The sequence below is a fragment of the Conyzicola sp. genome (assembly GCF_057073975.1).
In genome coordinates, this window is sequence record NZ_JBXMIS010000044.1 from 1 (window position 1) to 17131 (window position 17131).

The 17131-nt window shown below is 67.0% G+C and carries 13 protein-coding genes; all 13 read left to right on the forward strand.

What is annotated here, in order from left to right; genetic code table 11:
- The first annotated feature begins 57 nt into the window (after nt 1–57).
- The 13 genes from mmsA to AC14A7_RS04050 all read left to right on the forward strand — a co-directional run bounded on the left by mmsA (nt 58) and on the right by AC14A7_RS04050 (nt 17105).
- Nucleotides 58–1584 (forward strand): multiple monosaccharide ABC transporter ATP-binding protein, encoded by a 1527-nt coding sequence (gene mmsA / locus AC14A7_RS03990; RefSeq protein ID WP_484006594.1) that lies wholly within the window; start codon nt 58–60, stop codon nt 1582–1584.
- A 4-nt stretch (nt 1585–1588) separates the two neighbouring features.
- Nucleotides 1589–2791, forward strand: a complete 1203-nt coding sequence (gene mmsB / locus AC14A7_RS03995) for a multiple monosaccharide ABC transporter permease (RefSeq protein WP_484006595.1) — start codon at nt 1589–1591, stop codon at nt 2789–2791.
- A gap of 54 nt (nt 2792–2845) precedes the next feature.
- The gene (locus AC14A7_RS04000) at nt 2846–4033 is read left to right on the forward strand and encodes an ROK family protein (protein ID WP_484006596.1); all 1188 of its coding nucleotides are present in this window, start codon (nt 2846–2848) and stop codon (nt 4031–4033) included.
- Complete coding sequence (locus tag AC14A7_RS04005) at nt 4030–5166, forward strand: ROK family protein (protein WP_484006597.1); 1137 nt, start codon at nt 4030–4032, stop codon at nt 5164–5166. The genes AC14A7_RS04000 and AC14A7_RS04005 overlap by 4 nt, the downstream gene beginning before the upstream one ends.
- A 320-nt stretch (nt 5167–5486) precedes the next feature.
- Entirely contained in the window at nt 5487–6773 is a 1287-nt protein-coding gene (locus AC14A7_RS04010; RefSeq protein WP_484006598.1) for an ABC transporter substrate-binding protein, read from the forward strand.
- A 62-nt stretch (nt 6774–6835) separates the two neighbouring features.
- The gene (locus AC14A7_RS04015) at nt 6836–7786 is read left to right on the forward strand and encodes a carbohydrate ABC transporter permease (protein ID WP_484006599.1); all 951 of its coding nucleotides are present in this window, start codon (nt 6836–6838) and stop codon (nt 7784–7786) included.
- On the forward strand, nt 7786–8667 hold the full coding sequence (locus tag AC14A7_RS04020) for a carbohydrate ABC transporter permease (protein ID WP_484006600.1): 882 nt from the start codon (nt 7786–7788) through the stop codon (nt 8665–8667). The genes AC14A7_RS04015 and AC14A7_RS04020 overlap by 1 nt, the downstream gene beginning before the upstream one ends.
- Nucleotides 8667–10916 carry an alpha-xylosidase gene (gene yicI, locus AC14A7_RS04025; RefSeq protein WP_484006601.1) on the forward strand — a complete coding sequence of 750 codons (2250 nt, stop codon included), beginning with the start codon at nt 8667–8669 and terminating at the stop codon, nt 10914–10916. Before AC14A7_RS04020 ends, yicI begins: the two co-directional genes overlap by 1 nt.
- Nucleotides 10917–11000: 84 nt before the next feature.
- The gene (locus AC14A7_RS04030) at nt 11001–12461 is read left to right on the forward strand and encodes a GH1 family beta-glucosidase (RefSeq protein ID WP_484006602.1); all 1461 of its coding nucleotides are present in this window, start codon (nt 11001–11003) and stop codon (nt 12459–12461) included.
- Between the two features lie 50 nt (nt 12462–12511).
- On the forward strand, nt 12512–13741 hold the full coding sequence (locus AC14A7_RS04035; RefSeq protein ID WP_484006603.1) for a multidrug effflux MFS transporter: 1230 nt from the start codon (nt 12512–12514) through the stop codon (nt 13739–13741).
- 93 nt (nt 13742–13834) lie between these two features.
- Nucleotides 13835–14512, forward strand: a complete 678-nt coding sequence (locus AC14A7_RS04040; RefSeq protein WP_484006604.1) for a phosphatase PAP2 family protein — start codon at nt 13835–13837, stop codon at nt 14510–14512.
- 9 nt (nt 14513–14521) lie between these two features.
- Complete coding sequence (locus tag AC14A7_RS04045; protein WP_484006605.1) at nt 14522–15535, forward strand: LacI family DNA-binding transcriptional regulator; 1014 nt, start codon at nt 14522–14524, stop codon at nt 15533–15535.
- Nucleotides 15536–15749: 214 nt separating this feature from the next.
- Nucleotides 15750–17105, forward strand: coding sequence for an ABC transporter substrate-binding protein (locus AC14A7_RS04050; protein WP_484006606.1), 1356 nt, complete (start codon nt 15750–15752; stop codon nt 17103–17105).
- Nucleotides 17106–17131 lie beyond the last annotated feature (26 nt).

Consider the following 17131-nt stretch of genomic DNA (forward strand, 5'->3'; position numbering starts at 1 on the left):
GGGCCTCACAGCCCCGGCCCGGTTGCACCTCCCGACACAGACATCGAAAGCGAAGCAATGTCGACCATCCTGACAATGCGCGACATCACCAAGGACTTCAGTGGAGTACGCGCCCTCGACGGCGTCACCATCGAGGTGGAGCGCGGCCAGGTCCACGCCATCTGCGGCGAGAACGGCGCAGGCAAGTCCACCCTCATGAAGGTGCTGAGCGGCGTCTACCCGCACGGCTCGTTCGACGGCACCATCGAGTTCGAGGGCACAGAGGCCTCGTTCCGCAACATCAACGATTCAGAGCACGAGGGAATCGTCATCATCCACCAGGAGCTGGCTCTCAGCCCCTACCTCTCTATTGCAGAGAACATCTTCCTCGGCAACGAGATCCAGAAGCGCGGCGTCATCGACTGGGACCGCACCAACGCAGAGGCGGCAAAGCTGCTCGCCCGCGTCGGCCTTCGCGAGAACCCGACGACGAAGATCCTAGAGCTCGGCGTCGGCAAGCAGCAGCTCGTCGAGATCGCGAAGGCGCTGTCCAAGCGGGTCAAGCTGCTCATCCTCGACGAGCCGACGGCGGCGCTCAACGACGAGGACTCGACGCACCTGCTCGAGCTCATCAACTCGCTGCGTGATGAGGGCATCACGGCCATCATCATCAGCCACAAGCTCAAGGAGATCCGACGGATCGCCGACACCGTCACGATCATCCGCGACGGCAAGACCATCGAGACGCTGTCGATGAAGGACCCGGAAGCGACAGAGGCGCGAATCATCCGGTCCATGGTCGGCCGAGAGCTCGCGAGCATGTTCCCCGACCACACGCCAGACATCGGGGAGGAGCTGCTGCGTGTCGAGGACTGGACGGTGCACCACCCCATCGACACCGAGCGCGTCGTCGTCGACAACGCCTCGTTCTCAGTGCGCAAGGGCGAGATCGTCGGCTTCGCCGGCCTCATGGGGGCAGGCCGCACCGAGCTGGCGATGAGCATCTTCGGGCGCTCGTACGGCACCAACATCAGCGGCCGCGTCTTCAAGAGCGGCAAGGAGATCTCGGTGCGCACGGTCAGCGACGCGATCGCCAACGGCATCGCCTACGCGACGGAGGACCGCAAGCGCTACGGCCTCAATCTCATCGGAGGCATCGCGGTCAACATCTCTGCGGCATCCCTCGCCAAGCTGTCCAAGCTCGGCGTGGTCGACCAGTTCACCGAGCACTCGGTGGCGGAGTCGTACCGCACCTCGATGAACATCCGCACGCCGAACGTCTCGGTTCAGGCAGGCAAGCTCAGCGGCGGCAATCAGCAGAAGGTCGTGCTGAGCAAGTGGATCTACTCCGGCCCCGACGTGCTCATCCTCGACGAGCCGACCCGCGGCATCGACGTTGGCGCCAAGTTCGAGATCTACGGAATCATCAACCAGCTGGCGGCACAGGGCAAGGCGATCATCCTGATCTCGTCTGAGCTGCCAGAGCTGCTCGGCCTCGCCGACCGCATCTACGCAATCTCCGAGGGACGCATCACGGGCGAGGTAGCCCGCAAGGATGCGACCCAGGAATCCCTTATGCACTACATGACCGCCGAGAAGGACTGAACCAATGACCACCGCGACCCGCACCGCCTTCCGCCTTCCCAAGCTGCCGGCCAACCTCCGCCAGTACGGCATCCTCGCCGCGCTCGCGGTCATCGTCATCCTGTTCCAGGTCATGACGAAGGGCCGCCTGCTGCTGCCGGGCAACATCAACAACCTGATCCAGCAGAACGCCTACGTGCTGATCCTCGCCGTCGGCATGGTCATCGTCATCATCGCCGGCCACATCGACCTCTCGGTCGGATCGGTGGTCGCCATGGTCGGCGCCATCTCCGCCGTCGCGATGACCCAGTGGGAGCTCCCGTGGTTCGCCGCAGTCATCGTCGCCCTTCTCGTCGGAGCGGCGGTCGGCGCATGGCAGGGCTTCTGGATCGCGTTCGTCGGCATACCGGCGTTCATCGTCACGCTCGCTGGCATGCTGCTGTTCCGGGGGCTCACGCTCGTCATCCTCACCGGCGGAACGATCAACGCCCTGCCGGCGGAGTTCAACGCGATCGGCGGCGGATGGCTGCCTGAGCTGTTCGGAACGATCGGCGAGGGGCGCGGCAGCCGCGACATCCTCACCGTCGTTCTCGCCGTGGCAGCTGCTGCGATCCTCGTGCTGCAGCAGTTCCGCGGGCGCCGCAAGCAGCGCCGCCTCGAGCTCGTGACCGAGGGCGCGGTCTCGTTCTGGCTCAAGATCGTGCTCGCCGCCGTCGCCATCGTCGCCCTCGGCTGGCAGATCTCGGCCTACCGCGGAACCCCGATCATCCTCATCATCGTTGCCGGCCTCATCCTGCTTTTCACGTTCGTGCTCAACCGCACGGTCTTCGGCCGCCAGGTCTACGCGATCGGCGGCAACCTGTTCGCCGCGCAGATGAGCGGTGTGAAGACGGCACGGGTGAACTTCTTCATCTTCGTGATCATGGGCACCCTCGCCGGCCTCGCCGGAATCGTCACGACCGCCCGCGCGGGTGGAGCCGTTGCCTCGGCCGGAACGAGTTTCGAGCTCGACGCGATCGCCGCAGTGTTCATCGGCGGGGCAGCGGTCACCGGTGGCGTCGGCACCGTGCCAGGCGCCGTCATCGGCGCGCTCATCATGGGCGTGCTCAACATGGGCCTGTCGATCCTGTCGGTGGACGCAGCGTGGCAGCAGGCGATCAAGGGACTCGTGCTGCTGCTGGCCGTCGCGTTCGACGTGTTGAGCAAGCGACGCGGCGGCAATCGGTAGTCTTGCGTGCACTGAGCACTGCATGGGGCGGTGCGCGTTGAGGGGAGGAACGCCATGGCTGTTCCGACGCGCGCGCCCGCTCCCGGCAGTGGCGTCAGCAACGACCAGACTCGGCGGCACAATCTGTCGACGATCCTCACGGCGCTGCACCACGACGGATCCCAGCCGCGCTCGCAGCTGACCGCGCGCACCGGGCTCAACCGATCGACGGTCGCCGCACTGGTGGCAGAGCTGCGCGAGCTCGGCCTCGCCTACGAGTCGGAGCCGAGCCAGACCAACCAGGTCGGCCGGCCGAGCCCCATGGTGCACGCGCACTCCGGAATCCTCGGCGTCGCGGTCAATCCGGAGGTCGACGCTCTCACCATCGGCCTCGTCTCCTTCACCGGCAACGTGGTCGAGCGCGTGCGCATCGACACACCGCGCGTTCTCAGTGTGGATGAGGCGGTGCGCGCGACAGCGACGCAGGTCGAGCGCCTGCGCGCCTCGCACTCGGACAGCCGCATCGTCGGCATCGGGGTCGCCGTTCCCGGGCTCGTGCGGGCAGCGGATGGACTCGTGCGCCTCGCCCCGCACCTCGGCTGGGTCGACGAGCCAGTGGCGCGACTGATGGCCGAGGCCACTGGCCTCCCGGTGCAGGCGGCGAACGACGCGAGTCTCGGTGCCATGGCAGAGCGGCTGTTCGGGGCAGGGCGCGGCAAGAGCGACCTCGTCTACCTCAACGGCGGCGCGAGCGGTATCGGCGGCGGCATCATCGCCGGCGGGGTGCAGCTGGGCGGCGCGGCGGGCTACGCCGGCGAGTTCGGCCACATCCGGGTCAACAGCGACGCATCCGACTCGACCGACCCAGAGGCGGGCAGCCTCGAGACGGAGGTCAACCGGGCGGCGCTCCTCTCGGCTCTCGGCCTCACCTCTGCCGACGCCGACGAGCTCGAGGCCGCCCTGCTCTCCTCGACCGACCCGGCCGTCAGCGCGCTCGTGCACCGCCAGCTCGACTTCCTCAGCACCTCGCTGCGCAATGCCGTCAACGTGCTCAATCCAGAGGTCATCGTGCTCGGCGGGTTCCTCGCGTCGCTGTTCGCCTTCGACGAGGCGTATCTCGTGCGGCGCGTCGAGGAGCAGTCGCTGCGCGCCCCCTTCGAGTCCGTTCAGATCACCCGCGCCCAGCTGGGCAGCGACCTGCTCATGATCGGCGCAGCAGAGCTGGCGTTCGCCGGGGTGCTCGCCGACCCGGCCGGGCAGTGACGCCCTCGTCCGCCGCTGCGCGGGTGTGGCCGACGCTGCACGATGCCCAGCGCGATGTGCTTCGCGAGGTCATCATCCACGGCTCTCAGCCGCGCGTCGAGCTCGCTCGGCAGCTGGGGCTGTCGCGCACGAGCCTCACGCGCCTCGCCCGCGAGATGGTGGAGTTCGGGTTCCTGCTCGAGGGCGAGTCGCAGCGCACCCCTGGCCGCGGTCGACCGCGGGAGCTGCTGCACCCGCGCCCTTACGCCGCGCACTTCCTCGGCATCAAGCTCACCGGCGATCGGCTGTATGCGGTCGTGACCGACCTCGCGGCGACGGTCGTGCGAGAGCACACCGAGGCTCTCGCCTCGACAGCGGTCGAGGATGTCGCCGACCTCATCGCATCCGTCGCCGCCACCATGCTCGCCCCGTATCCACTCGCCGCCGCTGTCGGCGTCTGCCTCGCCGGAAGCGTGCACGAGCGCGACGGCGAGTCGGTGGTCGAGCACTCGACCTTCCTCGGCTGGGACTCAGCGCCTCTTCCCTCCCTGCTCGCGCAGCGCATCGCGCTGCCCGTGACGGTCACCAACGACGTCGTGGCCCTCACGGGTGCCCACCACTGGTTCGGTGCCGGCGTCGGGTCGTCGTCTCTCGTTGTGTTCGGACTCGGTGCCGGCATCGGCTCTGGTGTCGTCGCGCTCGACGAGATCGTGCGCGGCGCCAACGGCAGGGCGGGCAGGGTCGGCCACGCTCGCCTCGACGAGCACGGCATGCCGTGCGAGCTGGGCCACACCACGTGTGTGCACAGCTTCGTCACGATGCCCGCGATCGAGCACAATGCCTCGCTTCCCTACGTGGCGGCGGTGAGCGCTGCGCGTGCCGGCGATGCCACCGCCCAGCGTGCATTCGACCTCGCCGCCCGCGCGCTCGGCATTGTCATCGCCGAGGCCGTCAACGCCGTCGACCCAGACAAAGTGCTGGTCACAGGCGAGGGTGTGGACATGATGGAGCTCGCTCCCGACTTCGTGCGCGAGGGAATGCTCGAGTACCTCGAGCAGGTCGAGGTCGACTCCGTCGTTGTCGAGCGGCCGGAGTTCCGCTTCGCGCACTACGCCCGCGGCGCCGCGATCGCTGCCATGCGCGACCTCGTCTAGCGCGTTGCGCATCGGCCGGTAGAGGCGGCGCCGGCACACCCCAGGCTGCCCACCCCCTCCTACCTGCCAAATGCAGGCCAGGAGACCAACGGTCGGCATGGTCGTGGCGGGATGTCGCGGCGCGTGCGTGTCGCATCCTTCATTTGGCATGTTCGCGGTCGAACTCTGGCGTGCGTGCCGCACGTGCGACGTACCCAGAACAGGCATTTTGTTGCGGCACTTGACAAAATAGAAACGAGTGCGCAAAATATGTTTCGCGCCGATACTTAATATGGCGCTCTGCACAGCACCACCGACATTTCACTCAAAGGAGATTGACAATGCGTAGAACGCTGAAGGCGTCCGCGGCCATGCTCGTGGTCGCCGGCCTGGCGCTGACGGGGTGCTCCGGCACACCGGAGCGCGACGAGAAGACCCTCAAACTGTGGCACTTCGAAGGCACGGAGAGCGATGTCGGAATCGCGTGGGAGCGCGCCATCGAGATCTTCGAGGAGGAGACCGGCGCGACCGTCGAGTACGAAGACAAGAGCTTCGAGCAGATCCGCTCGACCGCGAGCCAGGTGCTCAACTCCGACGAGGCCCCCGATGTGATGGAGTCGCCGAAGGGAAACGCGACCGCCGGACTCCTCGCCAGCCAGGGCCTGCTCGCCGACATCACCGACGCGGTCGAGGAGTACGGCTGGGACGACAAGCTCGCCAGCTCGCTGCAGACCACCGCGCGCTACGACGAGAACGGCGTGATGGGCTCCGGCCCCTGGTACGGGGTTCCCAACTACGGCGAGTTCGTGACCGTCTACTACAACAAGGACATGTTCGCGGCCCAGGGCCTCGAGGTGCCGACCACGTACGACGAGTTCGAGGACGTGCTGCAGTCGTTCGCCGACGCCGGCATCACCCCGCTCGCCGAAGCCGGTGCGGAGTACCCGCTCGGCCAGCTGTTCTACCAGCTCGCCCTCAGCCAGGCCGACCGGTCATTCGTCAACGACTACCAGCTCTATGAGAACCCGGTCGACTGGCAGGGCGAAGAGCTCACCTACGCGGCAGAGAAGCTCGTCGAGTACCGCGACAACGGCTGGATCAGCCAGGACGCAACCGGCCTCAAGGCCGAGGACATGGGCGTCGGCTTCATGAGCGGGCAGTACCCGATCATGGTCTCCGGCTCGTGGTGGTACGGCCGCGTCATCAACGAGGCGACGACCTTCGACTGGGGCACATTCCTCTTCCCCGGCTCCACGCTCGTGCCCGGTTCCTCTGGCAACCTGTGGGTCGTGCCGGAGCGCGCGCAGAACAAAGAGCTCGCCTACAAGTTCATCGAGATCACGATGAGCCCGGAGATCCAGGCGCTCATCGGCAACAACGGCAGCCTGCCGGTCGCCGCTGACGTCGCCGACATCACCGACCCGAAGAGCGCTGAGCTCATCGCGAGCTTCAACACGCTCCTCGACCAGGACGGCCTGTCGTACTACCCCGACTGGCCAACGGCGAACTTCTACGACCAGCTCGTCGCCGCGACGCAGGAGCTGCTCAACGGATCCGTCACGCCGGAGCAGATGCTCGACCAGCTGGGCGCCGAGTATGACGACGGCGTGAGCGACATCACCGGTTAGTCGAATCGTGGCGGGGCCGGACCCTTTGCCGGCCCCGCCATCCATCCCCAGCTAGGAGCACCATGTCGATGTCGACACGCAGGCGAGAGCCAGCGCAATCCGAGAACCGGCTGCCGGGCACGGGATCGAAGGGGTACTACCTCTATCTGATCCCCGGCCTCGTGCTGTTCACGCTCATCATCCTTGTTCCCCTTGTCTGGAACGTGTACCTAACCTTCACCGAGTACCGCGGAATCCGTCCACCGGAGTTCATCGGCCTCGACAACTGGATAGAGCTGGCCGGCGACGACAAGTTCTGGGCGTCGTTCCGCAACAGCATCGCCATGATCATCGCCATGGTCGTGGTGCCGACCGCGCTCGGCCTCGTGCTGGCGGCCCTGCTGTTCGACGTCATCGGCCGCAAGTTCGGCGGCCGGATCGCGAGCTTCCTTCGTGCGACCTACTACCTACCGCAGATCCTGCCGGTCGCCATCGCGGCGATCGTCATCGGCTGGATCCTCCGCCCGGAGAACGGCGCGCTCAACACGGTGCTCGAGGCGGTCGGTCTCGGCGACCTCGCCCACAACTGGCTCGGAAGCCCCGACACCGCACTGCCGAGCATCATGGTCGTGATGGTCTGGGTGCAGATCGGCTACCCGGTCGTGATCTTCATGGCGGCGTTGCAGCGCGTGGATCCCGAGCTGTACGAGGCGGCGGAACTGGATGGCGCCAACTGGTTCCAGCGATTCCGATCGATCACCGTCAGCATCATCCGGCCGGAGATCTTCGTCGTGACCCTCACCTGCACGATCGCCGCGCTCAAGGTGTTCGGGCCGATCTACGCCCTCACCGGCGGAGGGCCAGGCACGTCGACGATCGTTCCGAGCTACTACTCCTACATCCAGTTCTTCCAGAGCCAGCAGGTGGGGTACGGGGCGACGATCGCCACCGCCCTCACCATCGTGGTCGTCATCGTGACGGTCATCTTCATTCGATTCCAGAACCGCGCAGAGCGAGAGGACATGGGCAACTGATGGCCTCCACCCTTCCCCTGGCCCCCACCAGGCCAACCCGTCGCCGCACCGGGATGCACCGCCGCCGTCCGGCGGACTGGGCGCTCCTCGTCGCCGCGATCCTCATCGGGGCGCTCATCGTGATCCCGTTCCTCATCATCCTGGTGAACTCGTTCAAGTCGCCGGCCGACTACACGAGCTCCGGTCCGCTGACGCTGCCGACCTCGCTCTACTTCGACGGCATCGTCACCTTCTGGCAGCGCGTCGACTTTCCCCAGAAGCTGTGGAACTCGTTCTTCATCAGCGGAACCGTGGCGATCCTCGCCGTCGTGCTCTCGGTGATCAACGCGTTCGCGCTCGGCATCGGTCGGGTCAAGGGGCGGGTGTGGATCCTCGTTCTCTTCCTGCTCGCCGACATGCTTCCGCAGGAGGTTCTGCTCTACCCGCTGTACAACGTGTTCAAGGAGATCGGCCTCTACAACAGCTCGTGGAGCGTCATCATCATCTTCATCGTCATCCGGGCGGCGTTCGGCACCTACCTTCTCGCCTCGGTGTTCGGCACCTTCCCCAAGGAGATCCTCGAGGCGGCATCGCTCGACGGGGCGAGCCGCTGGCGGGTGCTGACGAGCGTCATCGTTCCGATCACCAGGCCGACGCTCTCTGTGCTGCTCATCTTCTTCTTCATCTGGACCTGGAACGAGTTCCTCATCCCGCTCACCTTCCTCGTCAGCAACGAGAACCAGACGGTGCCGGTAGCCATCACCGTGCTGCAGGGCGACCGGCTGATGGATGTGACGACGACGAGCGCGTCCGCGCTGCTCGGCCTCATCCCGACCCTCGTCTTCTTCCTCATCTTCCAGCGCACCCTCACTCGCGGCATCACGGCAGGAGCAGTCAAGTAATGAAGTTCACCGACGGGTTCTGGCAGGTGCGCCCCGGCGTCACGCCGATGTACGCCCAGGAGGCATACGACATCGAGGCGCACGGTGATGCGCTCGTGGTGACGGCTCCGACCAAGCGCATCGAATCGCGCGGCACGACACTCAACACCGCGACCATCACCGTGCAGCTGAGCTCTCCGCTGCCTGGGGTGATCGGCGTCAAGGCCGGCCACTTCGCCGGGGCGCGGGGCGCCGGGGGGTTCGACCTCGTCGGCGCGGTCGACGGCGCTGCGCAGATCGAGGTGGATGCCGCGGGCGGCACCATCCGCAGCGGCGACCTCACGGCGCGCATCGCCGCCGGTGCGCCGTTCTCCCTCGCCTTCGAGTCCAATGGCCGCGTCATCACCTCCGCCGGTGCCAAGTCACTCGGGCACATGGCGCTGACGGCGGATGCGCAGGTGGATGGCGGCATCGTCGGCAACGCGCGCGCCGGAACGACGGCGCCCCTCGCATCCTCCTATATGGCTGCCCAGCTCTCGCTCGGCGTCGGCGAGCTCGTCCACGGGCTCGGCGAGAGGTTCGGCCCGGTGGTCAAGAACGGCCAGTCGGTCGAGATCTGGAACGCCGACGGAGGCACCTCAAGCGAGCAGGCCTACAAGAACGTGCCGTTCTACCTGACCAACCGCGGGTACGGGGTGCTCGTCAACCATCCTGGCCACGTGTCGTTCGAGGTCGGGTCGGAGGCGGTCGAGCGGGTGCAGTTCTCCGTTCCCGGCGAGTCCATCGAGTACTTCGTGATCGCAGGATCGTCACCGGCCGAGATCCTCGAGCGCTACACCGCGCTCACCGGTCGCCCGGCGGTCGTGCCGGCCTGGTCGTACGGCCTCTGGCTGTCGACGAGCTTCACCACCGACTACGACGAGGCAACGGTCACGAGCTTCATCGACGGCATGGCAGAGCGCGACCTGCCGCTGAGCGTCTTCCACTTCGACTGCTTCTGGATGCGCGAGTTCAACTGGAGCGACTTCGAGTGGGACCCCCGGGTATTCCCCGACCCGGCCGGCATGCTCTCTCGCCTGCACGACAAGGGGCTCAAGGTGTGTGTCTGGATCAACCCGTACATCGGGCAGCGCTCCCCGTTGTTCGAGGAGGCATCGACGGCTGGCTACCTGGTCAAGCGCACCAACGGCGACGTCTGGCAGTGGGACCTCTGGCAGGCGGGCATGGGCCTCGTCGACTTCACCAACCCGGATGCCGTTGCCTGGTACCAGGGAAAGCTGCGGCACCTCCTCGACCAGGGCGTCGACTGCTTCAAGACGGACTTCGGCGAGCGCATCCCACTCCAGGTCGACTACTTCGACAACTCGAGCCCGGAGCGCATGCACAACTGGTACACCGAGCTGTACAACCGGGCCGTGTTCGAGCTGCTCGAGCAGGAGAGGGGCGAGGGCGAGGCGATCGTCTTCGCGCGCTCTGCGACGGTCGGCGGACAGGCCATGCCAGTGCACTGGGGCGGAGACTCGACGTCGACCTTCGAGTCGATGGCCGAGACCCTGCGCGGGGGGCTGTCGATCGCGTTCAGCGGCTTCGCCTTCTGGAGCCACGACATCGGCGGCTTCGAGGGCACGCCCGATGCCGCGGTGTTCAAGCGGTGGACGGCATTCGGCCTGCTCTCGAGCCACAGCCGCCTGCACGGCTCCGGCTCGTACCGGGTGCCGTGGGCCTTCGACGAGGAGGCGGTGGAGGTCACACGCGTCTTCACGAAGCTGAAGCTCTCGCTCATGCCGTACCTCTACGCCGCCGGCCTCGAGGCCCACACGCACGGCCTGCCCGTGCTGCGGCCGATGCAGTTCGAGTTTCCCGACGACCCCGGTGCGGCCTACCTCGACCGGCAGTACATGCTGGGCCGCGACCTGCTCGTGGCACCGGTGTTCACGGCGAGCGGGGAGGTCGAGCTGTACCTTCCGCCCGGCACCTGGACCAACTGGTTCACGGGGGAGAAGGTCGCCGGCGGCGGGTGGCGACGCGAGGTGCACGGGTTCGACAGCATCCCGCTCTATGTTCGCGAGGGCGCCGTCATTCCCCTCGGCGCGCGCACCGACCGACCGGACTACGACTACCTCGACGGTCTGACGATCGTGCTCGGCGCTGCCGGCGAGGATCGCAGCGTGACGGTGACGACGCCGACCGGCGAGAGCGCGACCTTCACGGTTGCTGCCGGTGCCGTCACCTCGTCGTCGGAGCGCGAGTTCGCCATCCGATCCCTCTGATTCCTGTGGTCGGAGGGGCGGAGGCGAGGGCCTGGAGGCCGTAGGCTTGACGGGTTATCGAATCGATTCGAGAGAGCGCTCCCTGTGACTGACTTCCCCACCACCGGCTTCACGACCACCGGCTCTGCCGACTACCGTGACGGCGGTCTCGTCTTCCCGCCAGAGTTCATCATCGGGTCGGCGACGGCCTCGTACCAGATCGAGGGAGCGGCCTTCGAGGACGGCCGCACGGCATCCATCTGGGACACCTTCAGCCGCGTGCCAGGCAAGGTCGTCAACGGTGACACCGGCGACGTCGCCGACGACCACTACCACCGGCTCGACGACGACCTCGATCTCATGAAGCGCCTCAACCTCGAGGCGTACCGCTTCTCGATCGCCTGGCCGCGCGTGCAGCCGGGCGGCTCCGGCCGCAGCAACGAGAAGGGGCTCGCCTTCTACTCTCGGCTCGTCGACGGGCTGCTCGAGCGGGGCATCCGGCCGATCGCGACGCTGTACCACTGGGACCTGCCGCAGGAGCTCGAGGATGCCGGCGGCTGGCCGGTGCGCGACACCGCCTATCGCTTCGCCGACTACGCCGCGATCGCGGGGGAGGCCCTCGGCGACCGCGTGCACACCTGGACGACCCTCAACGAGCCGTGGTGCTCTGCCTACCTCGGATACGGCTCCGGTGGCCACGCTCCCGGTCGCACGAGCGGCCGCGACGCCCTCGCCGCCGTTCACCACCTCAACCTCGCCCACGGCCTCGGCCTGCAGGCGCTGCGCAGCACGGTTGCCAAGGCCGACGCCGAGTACTCGGTGACCCTCAACTTCCACGTGCTGCGCCCCGGCGACGGCAACGCAGAGGATGCCACCCGCCGCATCGACGCCCTCGCCAACCGCGCGTTCACCAACCCCATGCTGCTCGGCGAGTACCCGGCCGACCTGCTCGAGGACACCCGCGACGTCACCGACTGGGCCTTCGTTCAGCCGGGCGACCTCGACATCGTCAAGCAGCCCATCGACTTCCTCGGGGTCAACTACTACTCGACCGCGACCGTGCGCACCTGGGACGGCCACAGCCCCAAGCAGGCGGCCGACGGCCACAAGCCATCGAGCGGCACGGCCTGGCCGGGCAGCGAGCACGTCGAGTTTCTCGAGCAGGCTGGCCCCTACACCTCCATGGGCTGGAACATCGCGCCGGAGGGCCTCGAAGAGCTGCTCGTCTCGCTGCACGAGCAGTTTCCGACGACGCCTCTCGTCATCACAGAGAACGGTGCAGCGTTCGAAGACGAGGAGCGGGACGGCCGGGTCGCCGACCCGAAGCGCACCGACTACCTGCGCCGCCACTTCACCGCTGCCCACCGCGCCCTGCAGCGCGGGGTCGACCTCCGTGGCTACATGGTCTGGTCGCTGCTCGACAACTTCGAGTGGGGCTACGGCTTCTCCAAGCGGTTCGGCATCGTGCGGGTCGACTACGAGACTCTCGAGCGCACCGTCAAGGACAGCGGCCACTGGGTTGCAGAACTCGCCGCGAGCCACACCATTCCGGCGATCGCCGACTAGAACCCCATTGCGGCGCGGTCGCGTCGGCACTACCAAGGACACACCTCTTCGTGACTACCGTCGTTCACCCCGGTGACTCGCTCACCTCGCGCCAGCGCTTCGTCTACGTCATCGTGCTCGGTGCGCTCACCGCGCTCGGCCCGTTCACCGTCGACCTCTACCTTCCCGCGTTCCCGGTCGTGGAGGCCGACCTCAACACCAGTGCGGCGGCGATCCAGCTGACCCTTACCGCGACGACCGTCGGCTTCGCCCTCGGCCAGCTGCTCGTCGGGCCATGGAGCGACAAGATCGGGCGGCGCACACCGCTTATCATCGCGACGGCGCTGCACATCGTCTCGAGCCTCGCCATCGTCTTCGCCCCCGACGTGGCATGGGTCGGCATCTTCCGGGTGCTGCAGGGCGTCGGCGCGGCCGGTGGGGGCGTCGTGGCCATGGCGATGGTGCGCGACCTGTTCGGCGGGCTCCCGCTCGTGCGCATGATGTCGCGGCTCGCACTGGTGAACGGCCTCGCGCCGATCGTGGCTCCGCTCATCGGCTCCCAGCTGCTGCTCGCCATGGACTGGCGCGGCATCTTCGTCTTCCTCACCGCATACGGCGTGGTGGTCATCCTCGCCGCCGTGTTCTTCCTCGTCGAGACCCAGCCAGCCGCCCGCCGCGGCGACCGAGGGCACAGCACGGCTCGCGAGCGCTACCGGGCGCTGTTCACCGATCGCGTCTTCGTCGGGGTGATCATCATCGCCGGCATGACCTTCTCCGGGCTCTTCGCCTACCTCTCCGCCGGGTCGTTCCTGTTCCAGCAGGTGTACGACTTCGATCCGCAGCAGTACGGGGTGCTGTTCGCCGTCAACTCGATCGGCATCGTGATCGGGGTGCAGTCGGCGTCGCGGCTGGCACGGCTGGTTCCTCCGCAGTGGATCCTGCTCTGCGCGATCATCCTCATGCTCGGGGCTGCGACGACGATCGTCGTGCTCGACGTCAACGGGGCCGGCCTGTTCGGCATCCTCATCCCGCTGTGGTTCTTCATCCTCGGCTGCGGATTCTGCTTCCCGATGCAGGGCGTTCTCGCGCTCGACGGGCACGGCGGGGAGGCGGCGACCGCTGCCTCGCTCATGGGCGCGGTGAACTTCGGCATGGCCGGGCTGCTGTCGCCGATCGTTGGGCTGTTCGGCATCCACAACGCGATCCCCATGGGCATCATGATGATGGCGACGAGTGTCGTCTCGCTCGTGGTGATCATCGCCGTGGTGCGACCGAGAACGGTGCCGGCCCTCACCCGCTAGCGGCACGTCGAGTGGGGCCTCGCGGTCACTCTCACGGCGGCGAGGCGACCGCAAGGCCCGACTCGAGTGACGGCGCGCGGCTACGGTGGATGGATGCCACAGCAGAACCAGGGACGCGCCGCCCGCGTACAGCTCAACTGGCCCCTCCTCTCCGGGGCCGGAGCCCTCGTTATCGGCGCCGTGCTCGGGCTCGTCGTGCTCGTGCGCGGCAACACCCCGCTCGAGGCCGACGCGGAGTGGATGGAGGAGATCGTCGAGCACCGCAGCCCGCTGTGGGACGTGCCGTCGTACGTGCTCAACTTCGTCGGCACCGGGTGGTTCGCCACCGCGGTCTCTGTGCTCATCGTCGTTCTGCTCCTGCTGGCCGGCAAGCGCTGGACCGCGCTCTTCGCGCTCCTCTCGATCGGTCTCAGTGCCGTTCTGGTGCAGGGTCTCAAGGTGGCGTTCGGCCGGCTGCGACCGGAGGACATCCTGCTGAGCATCGACTCCGGCTCTTTCCCCTCCGGGCACGTCGCCAACGCGGCGACGCTTGCAACGGTGCTCGCCATCGTGACCTGGCGCTGGTGGGTGGTCACGGCCGGTGCGGTCTACGTCGTTCTCATGGCGCTCAGCCGCACCTACCTCGGGGCGCACTGGATGACGGACACGGTCGGCGGCCTGCTCATCGGCGCCGGGGTTGCGGTGATTCTCTGGGCGCCGTTCGCCCTGCGAATCCTGCGGGAGCGGCGCGGCGAGGTCGTGGAGGCACCCGTGGAGTCTGCAACGTTGTAATCTTCGATCGTGTCGATCACCATGCACGATGTTGCCGCGCTCGCGGGAGTGTCGCTGAAGACCGTCTCCAATGTCGTCAACGACTACCCGCACATCAAGCCGGAGACCCGCCAGAAGGTGGTCGATGCGATCGAGACGCTCGGCTACCGGCCGAACCTGACGGCGCGGGGGCTGCGATCGGGCCGTACGGGTGTCATCAGCCTCATCATCCCCGACCTTCGCAACGCCTACTTCGCCGAGCTTGCCGACTCGGTCATGCGGGCGGCCGACGCCAAGGGCCTGTCGGTGATCATCGAGCAGTCCGGTGCCGACCGGGCCCGCGAGCTCGAGGTGCTGCGCGGCTCGCGGATGCAGATGGTCGACGGTGTGCTCTACAGCGCCCTCGCCCTCGGCGAGGAGGACGCGCATCTCCTCGAGAGCATCACGACACCGATGGTGCTGCTCGGCGAGCGGATCTTCCATGGCCCAACCGACCATGTGACGATGCTCAACACCGAGGGTGCGAAGGCGGCGACGGAGCACCTCATCGGCATCGGCCGCCGGCGGATCATCGCGCTCGGCGCCCACGAGGGAGAGGTCATCGGCTCGGCCGGCCTTCGCCTTGCCGGCTACCGCCAGGCCCTCGAGGAGGCGGGCATCCCCTTCGACGAGCGACTTGTGTGCGAGGTTGGCGACTGGTTCCGCTTCGAGGGAGCGGAAGGGATGCGGCGCATGCTCGCATCCGGTGTCGCCTTCGACGGGGTCGTGGCATTCAACGACTCGATGGCGCTCGGTGCCATGCGGGTCATGCAGGAGGCCGGACTGCGCATTCCCCAGGACGTCGCGGTGATCGGCTTCGACGATATCGACGAGACGCGGTACACCCTACCGACGCTCTCGACCATCGATCCCGGTCGCGTCGAGATCGCCGAGGTGGCGATCCAGTTCCTGCAGGAGCGCATCAACAACCAGGGCACGGCTCTCGCGCCCCGCGAGCACTTCACGCGGTTCGAGCTGATCCAGCGTGAGTCGACGACGATCTAGCCCGGCCACGAGTCCATTTGCGGCGCGTCCCTTGACACGGGAAGTCCGAGTGTCCAAGATACATTTACAACGTTATATACAACGTTGTAAATGCGGAGGCGCACAGCGCTCCCTGCACGGGGTCGACGAGGATCCGCCGAGGCGAACACTCGAGGCCACGCGCCCGCAGCTCACGCACCACCTTCTGACAACGAAGTAATCGAAGGGAAACACAGTGAAGAACAAGACTCTGATCGCGGTCAGCTCCGTGGTCGCCGTCGCGGCCATGCTGGCCGGCTGCGCGCAGGATGGCGGTGGCGAGACCCCCAACGCCAGCGACCTCACCTGCGACAACACCATTTCCAAGACTGACCTCCCGGCCGTCACGGTCTGGGGCTGGTACCCCAACATGGACAAGGTCGTCGAGAACTTCAACGAGGGCCACGACGACGTGCAGGTCTGCTGGACCAACGCCGGCCAGGGCAACGACGAGTACGACAAGTTCCAGACAGCGATCTCCGCCGGATCCGGTGCGCCCGACGTCATCATGCTCGAGGCAGACCGCATCCCGAACTACGTCGTTCAGAATGCACTGGTCGACATCAAGGAGTTCGGCTACGACGACGTCAAGGACAACTTCAGCGAGGGCGCATGGAAGGACGTCTCCGTCGGAGACTCCGTCTTCGCGGCTCCCGTCGACGGCGGCCCCATGGGCCTGATCTACCGCACCGACGTGTTCGAGAAGTACGGCATCGCGGTTCCGACCACGTGGGCAGAGTACGAGACAGCAGGTCAGGCCCTCAAGGATGCCGGCGGCCCGCTGCTCGGCGACCTGGGCGCCAACGTGCCCGCCGTCTTCATGGCGCTCACCATCCAGAACGGCGCCCAGCCGTTCACCTACGACCCGACCACGCCAGAGAACATCGGCATCAAGGTCAACGACGACGCGTCGAAGGAGGTGCTCGACTACTGGGCAGGACTCGTCGAGAAGGGACTCGTCGGCACGCAGGACCAGTTCACCCCCGAGTACATCTCCGGTGTGGTCGGCGGCGACTACGCGACCTACGTGTCTGCCGCATGGGCTCCCGGCTACCTCAGCGGCGCCGGTGTCGGCTCCGGGGAGGACGCCGGACTGTTCGCCGTCGCCCCACTGCCGCAGTGGGACACCGCCAACCCCGTCTCGGTCAACTGGGGCGGCTCTGCCTTCGCCGTCACGGCTCAGGCCAAGAACGCGGAGCTCGCGGCGAAGGTCGCCTTCGGCATCTACGCCGACGACGCCTCGCTGGCCGACGGATGGCAGAACCAGATCATCTTCCCGCTGAACAACGCCGTGCTGACCTCTGACGAGTTCGTCAACGCGGAGGTGGGATTCTTCGCAGGCCAGCAGGCCAACAAGGAGGTCTACGTTCCCGCCGCCGACGCGTACAAGGGATTCACCTACAGCCCCTTCGGCTCCTTCTACTACGCCTCGTTCACCGAGGAGCTGGCGGCGATCAACGCCGGCGAGAAGGATGGCTCCCAGGCCGCTGACGACCTGCAGCAGAAGCTGGTCGACTACGCGACGGAGCAGGGCTTCACCGTCTCGGAGTAGTCCGACCCTCGAGCGTGCCGGCCCTG

Bases quoted from the DNA above. Each gene is read 5' to 3' on its own strand.
- mmsB (WP_484006595.1), top strand. From the start codon at position 1,589: ATGACCACCGCGACCCGCACCGCCTTCCGCCTTCCCAAGCTGCCGGCC.
- AC14A7_RS04010 (WP_484006598.1), top strand. From the start codon at position 5,487: ATGCGTAGAACGCTGAAGGCGTCCGCGGCCATGCTCGTGGTCGCCGGC.
- mmsA (WP_484006594.1), top strand. From the start codon at position 58: ATGTCGACCATCCTGACAATGCGCGACATCACCAAGGACTTCAGTGGA.
- AC14A7_RS04020 (WP_484006600.1), top strand. From the start codon at position 7,786: ATGGCCTCCACCCTTCCCCTGGCCCCCACCAGGCCAACCCGTCGCCGC.
- AC14A7_RS04000 (WP_484006596.1), top strand. From the start codon at position 2,846: ATGGCTGTTCCGACGCGCGCGCCCGCTCCCGGCAGTGGCGTCAGCAAC.
- AC14A7_RS04040 (WP_484006604.1), top strand. From the start codon at position 13,835: ATGCCACAGCAGAACCAGGGACGCGCCGCCCGCGTACAGCTCAACTGG.
- AC14A7_RS04015 (WP_484006599.1), top strand. From the start codon at position 6,836: ATGTCGATGTCGACACGCAGGCGAGAGCCAGCGCAATCCGAGAACCGG.
- yicI (WP_484006601.1), top strand. From the start codon at position 8,667: ATGAAGTTCACCGACGGGTTCTGGCAGGTGCGCCCCGGCGTCACGCCG.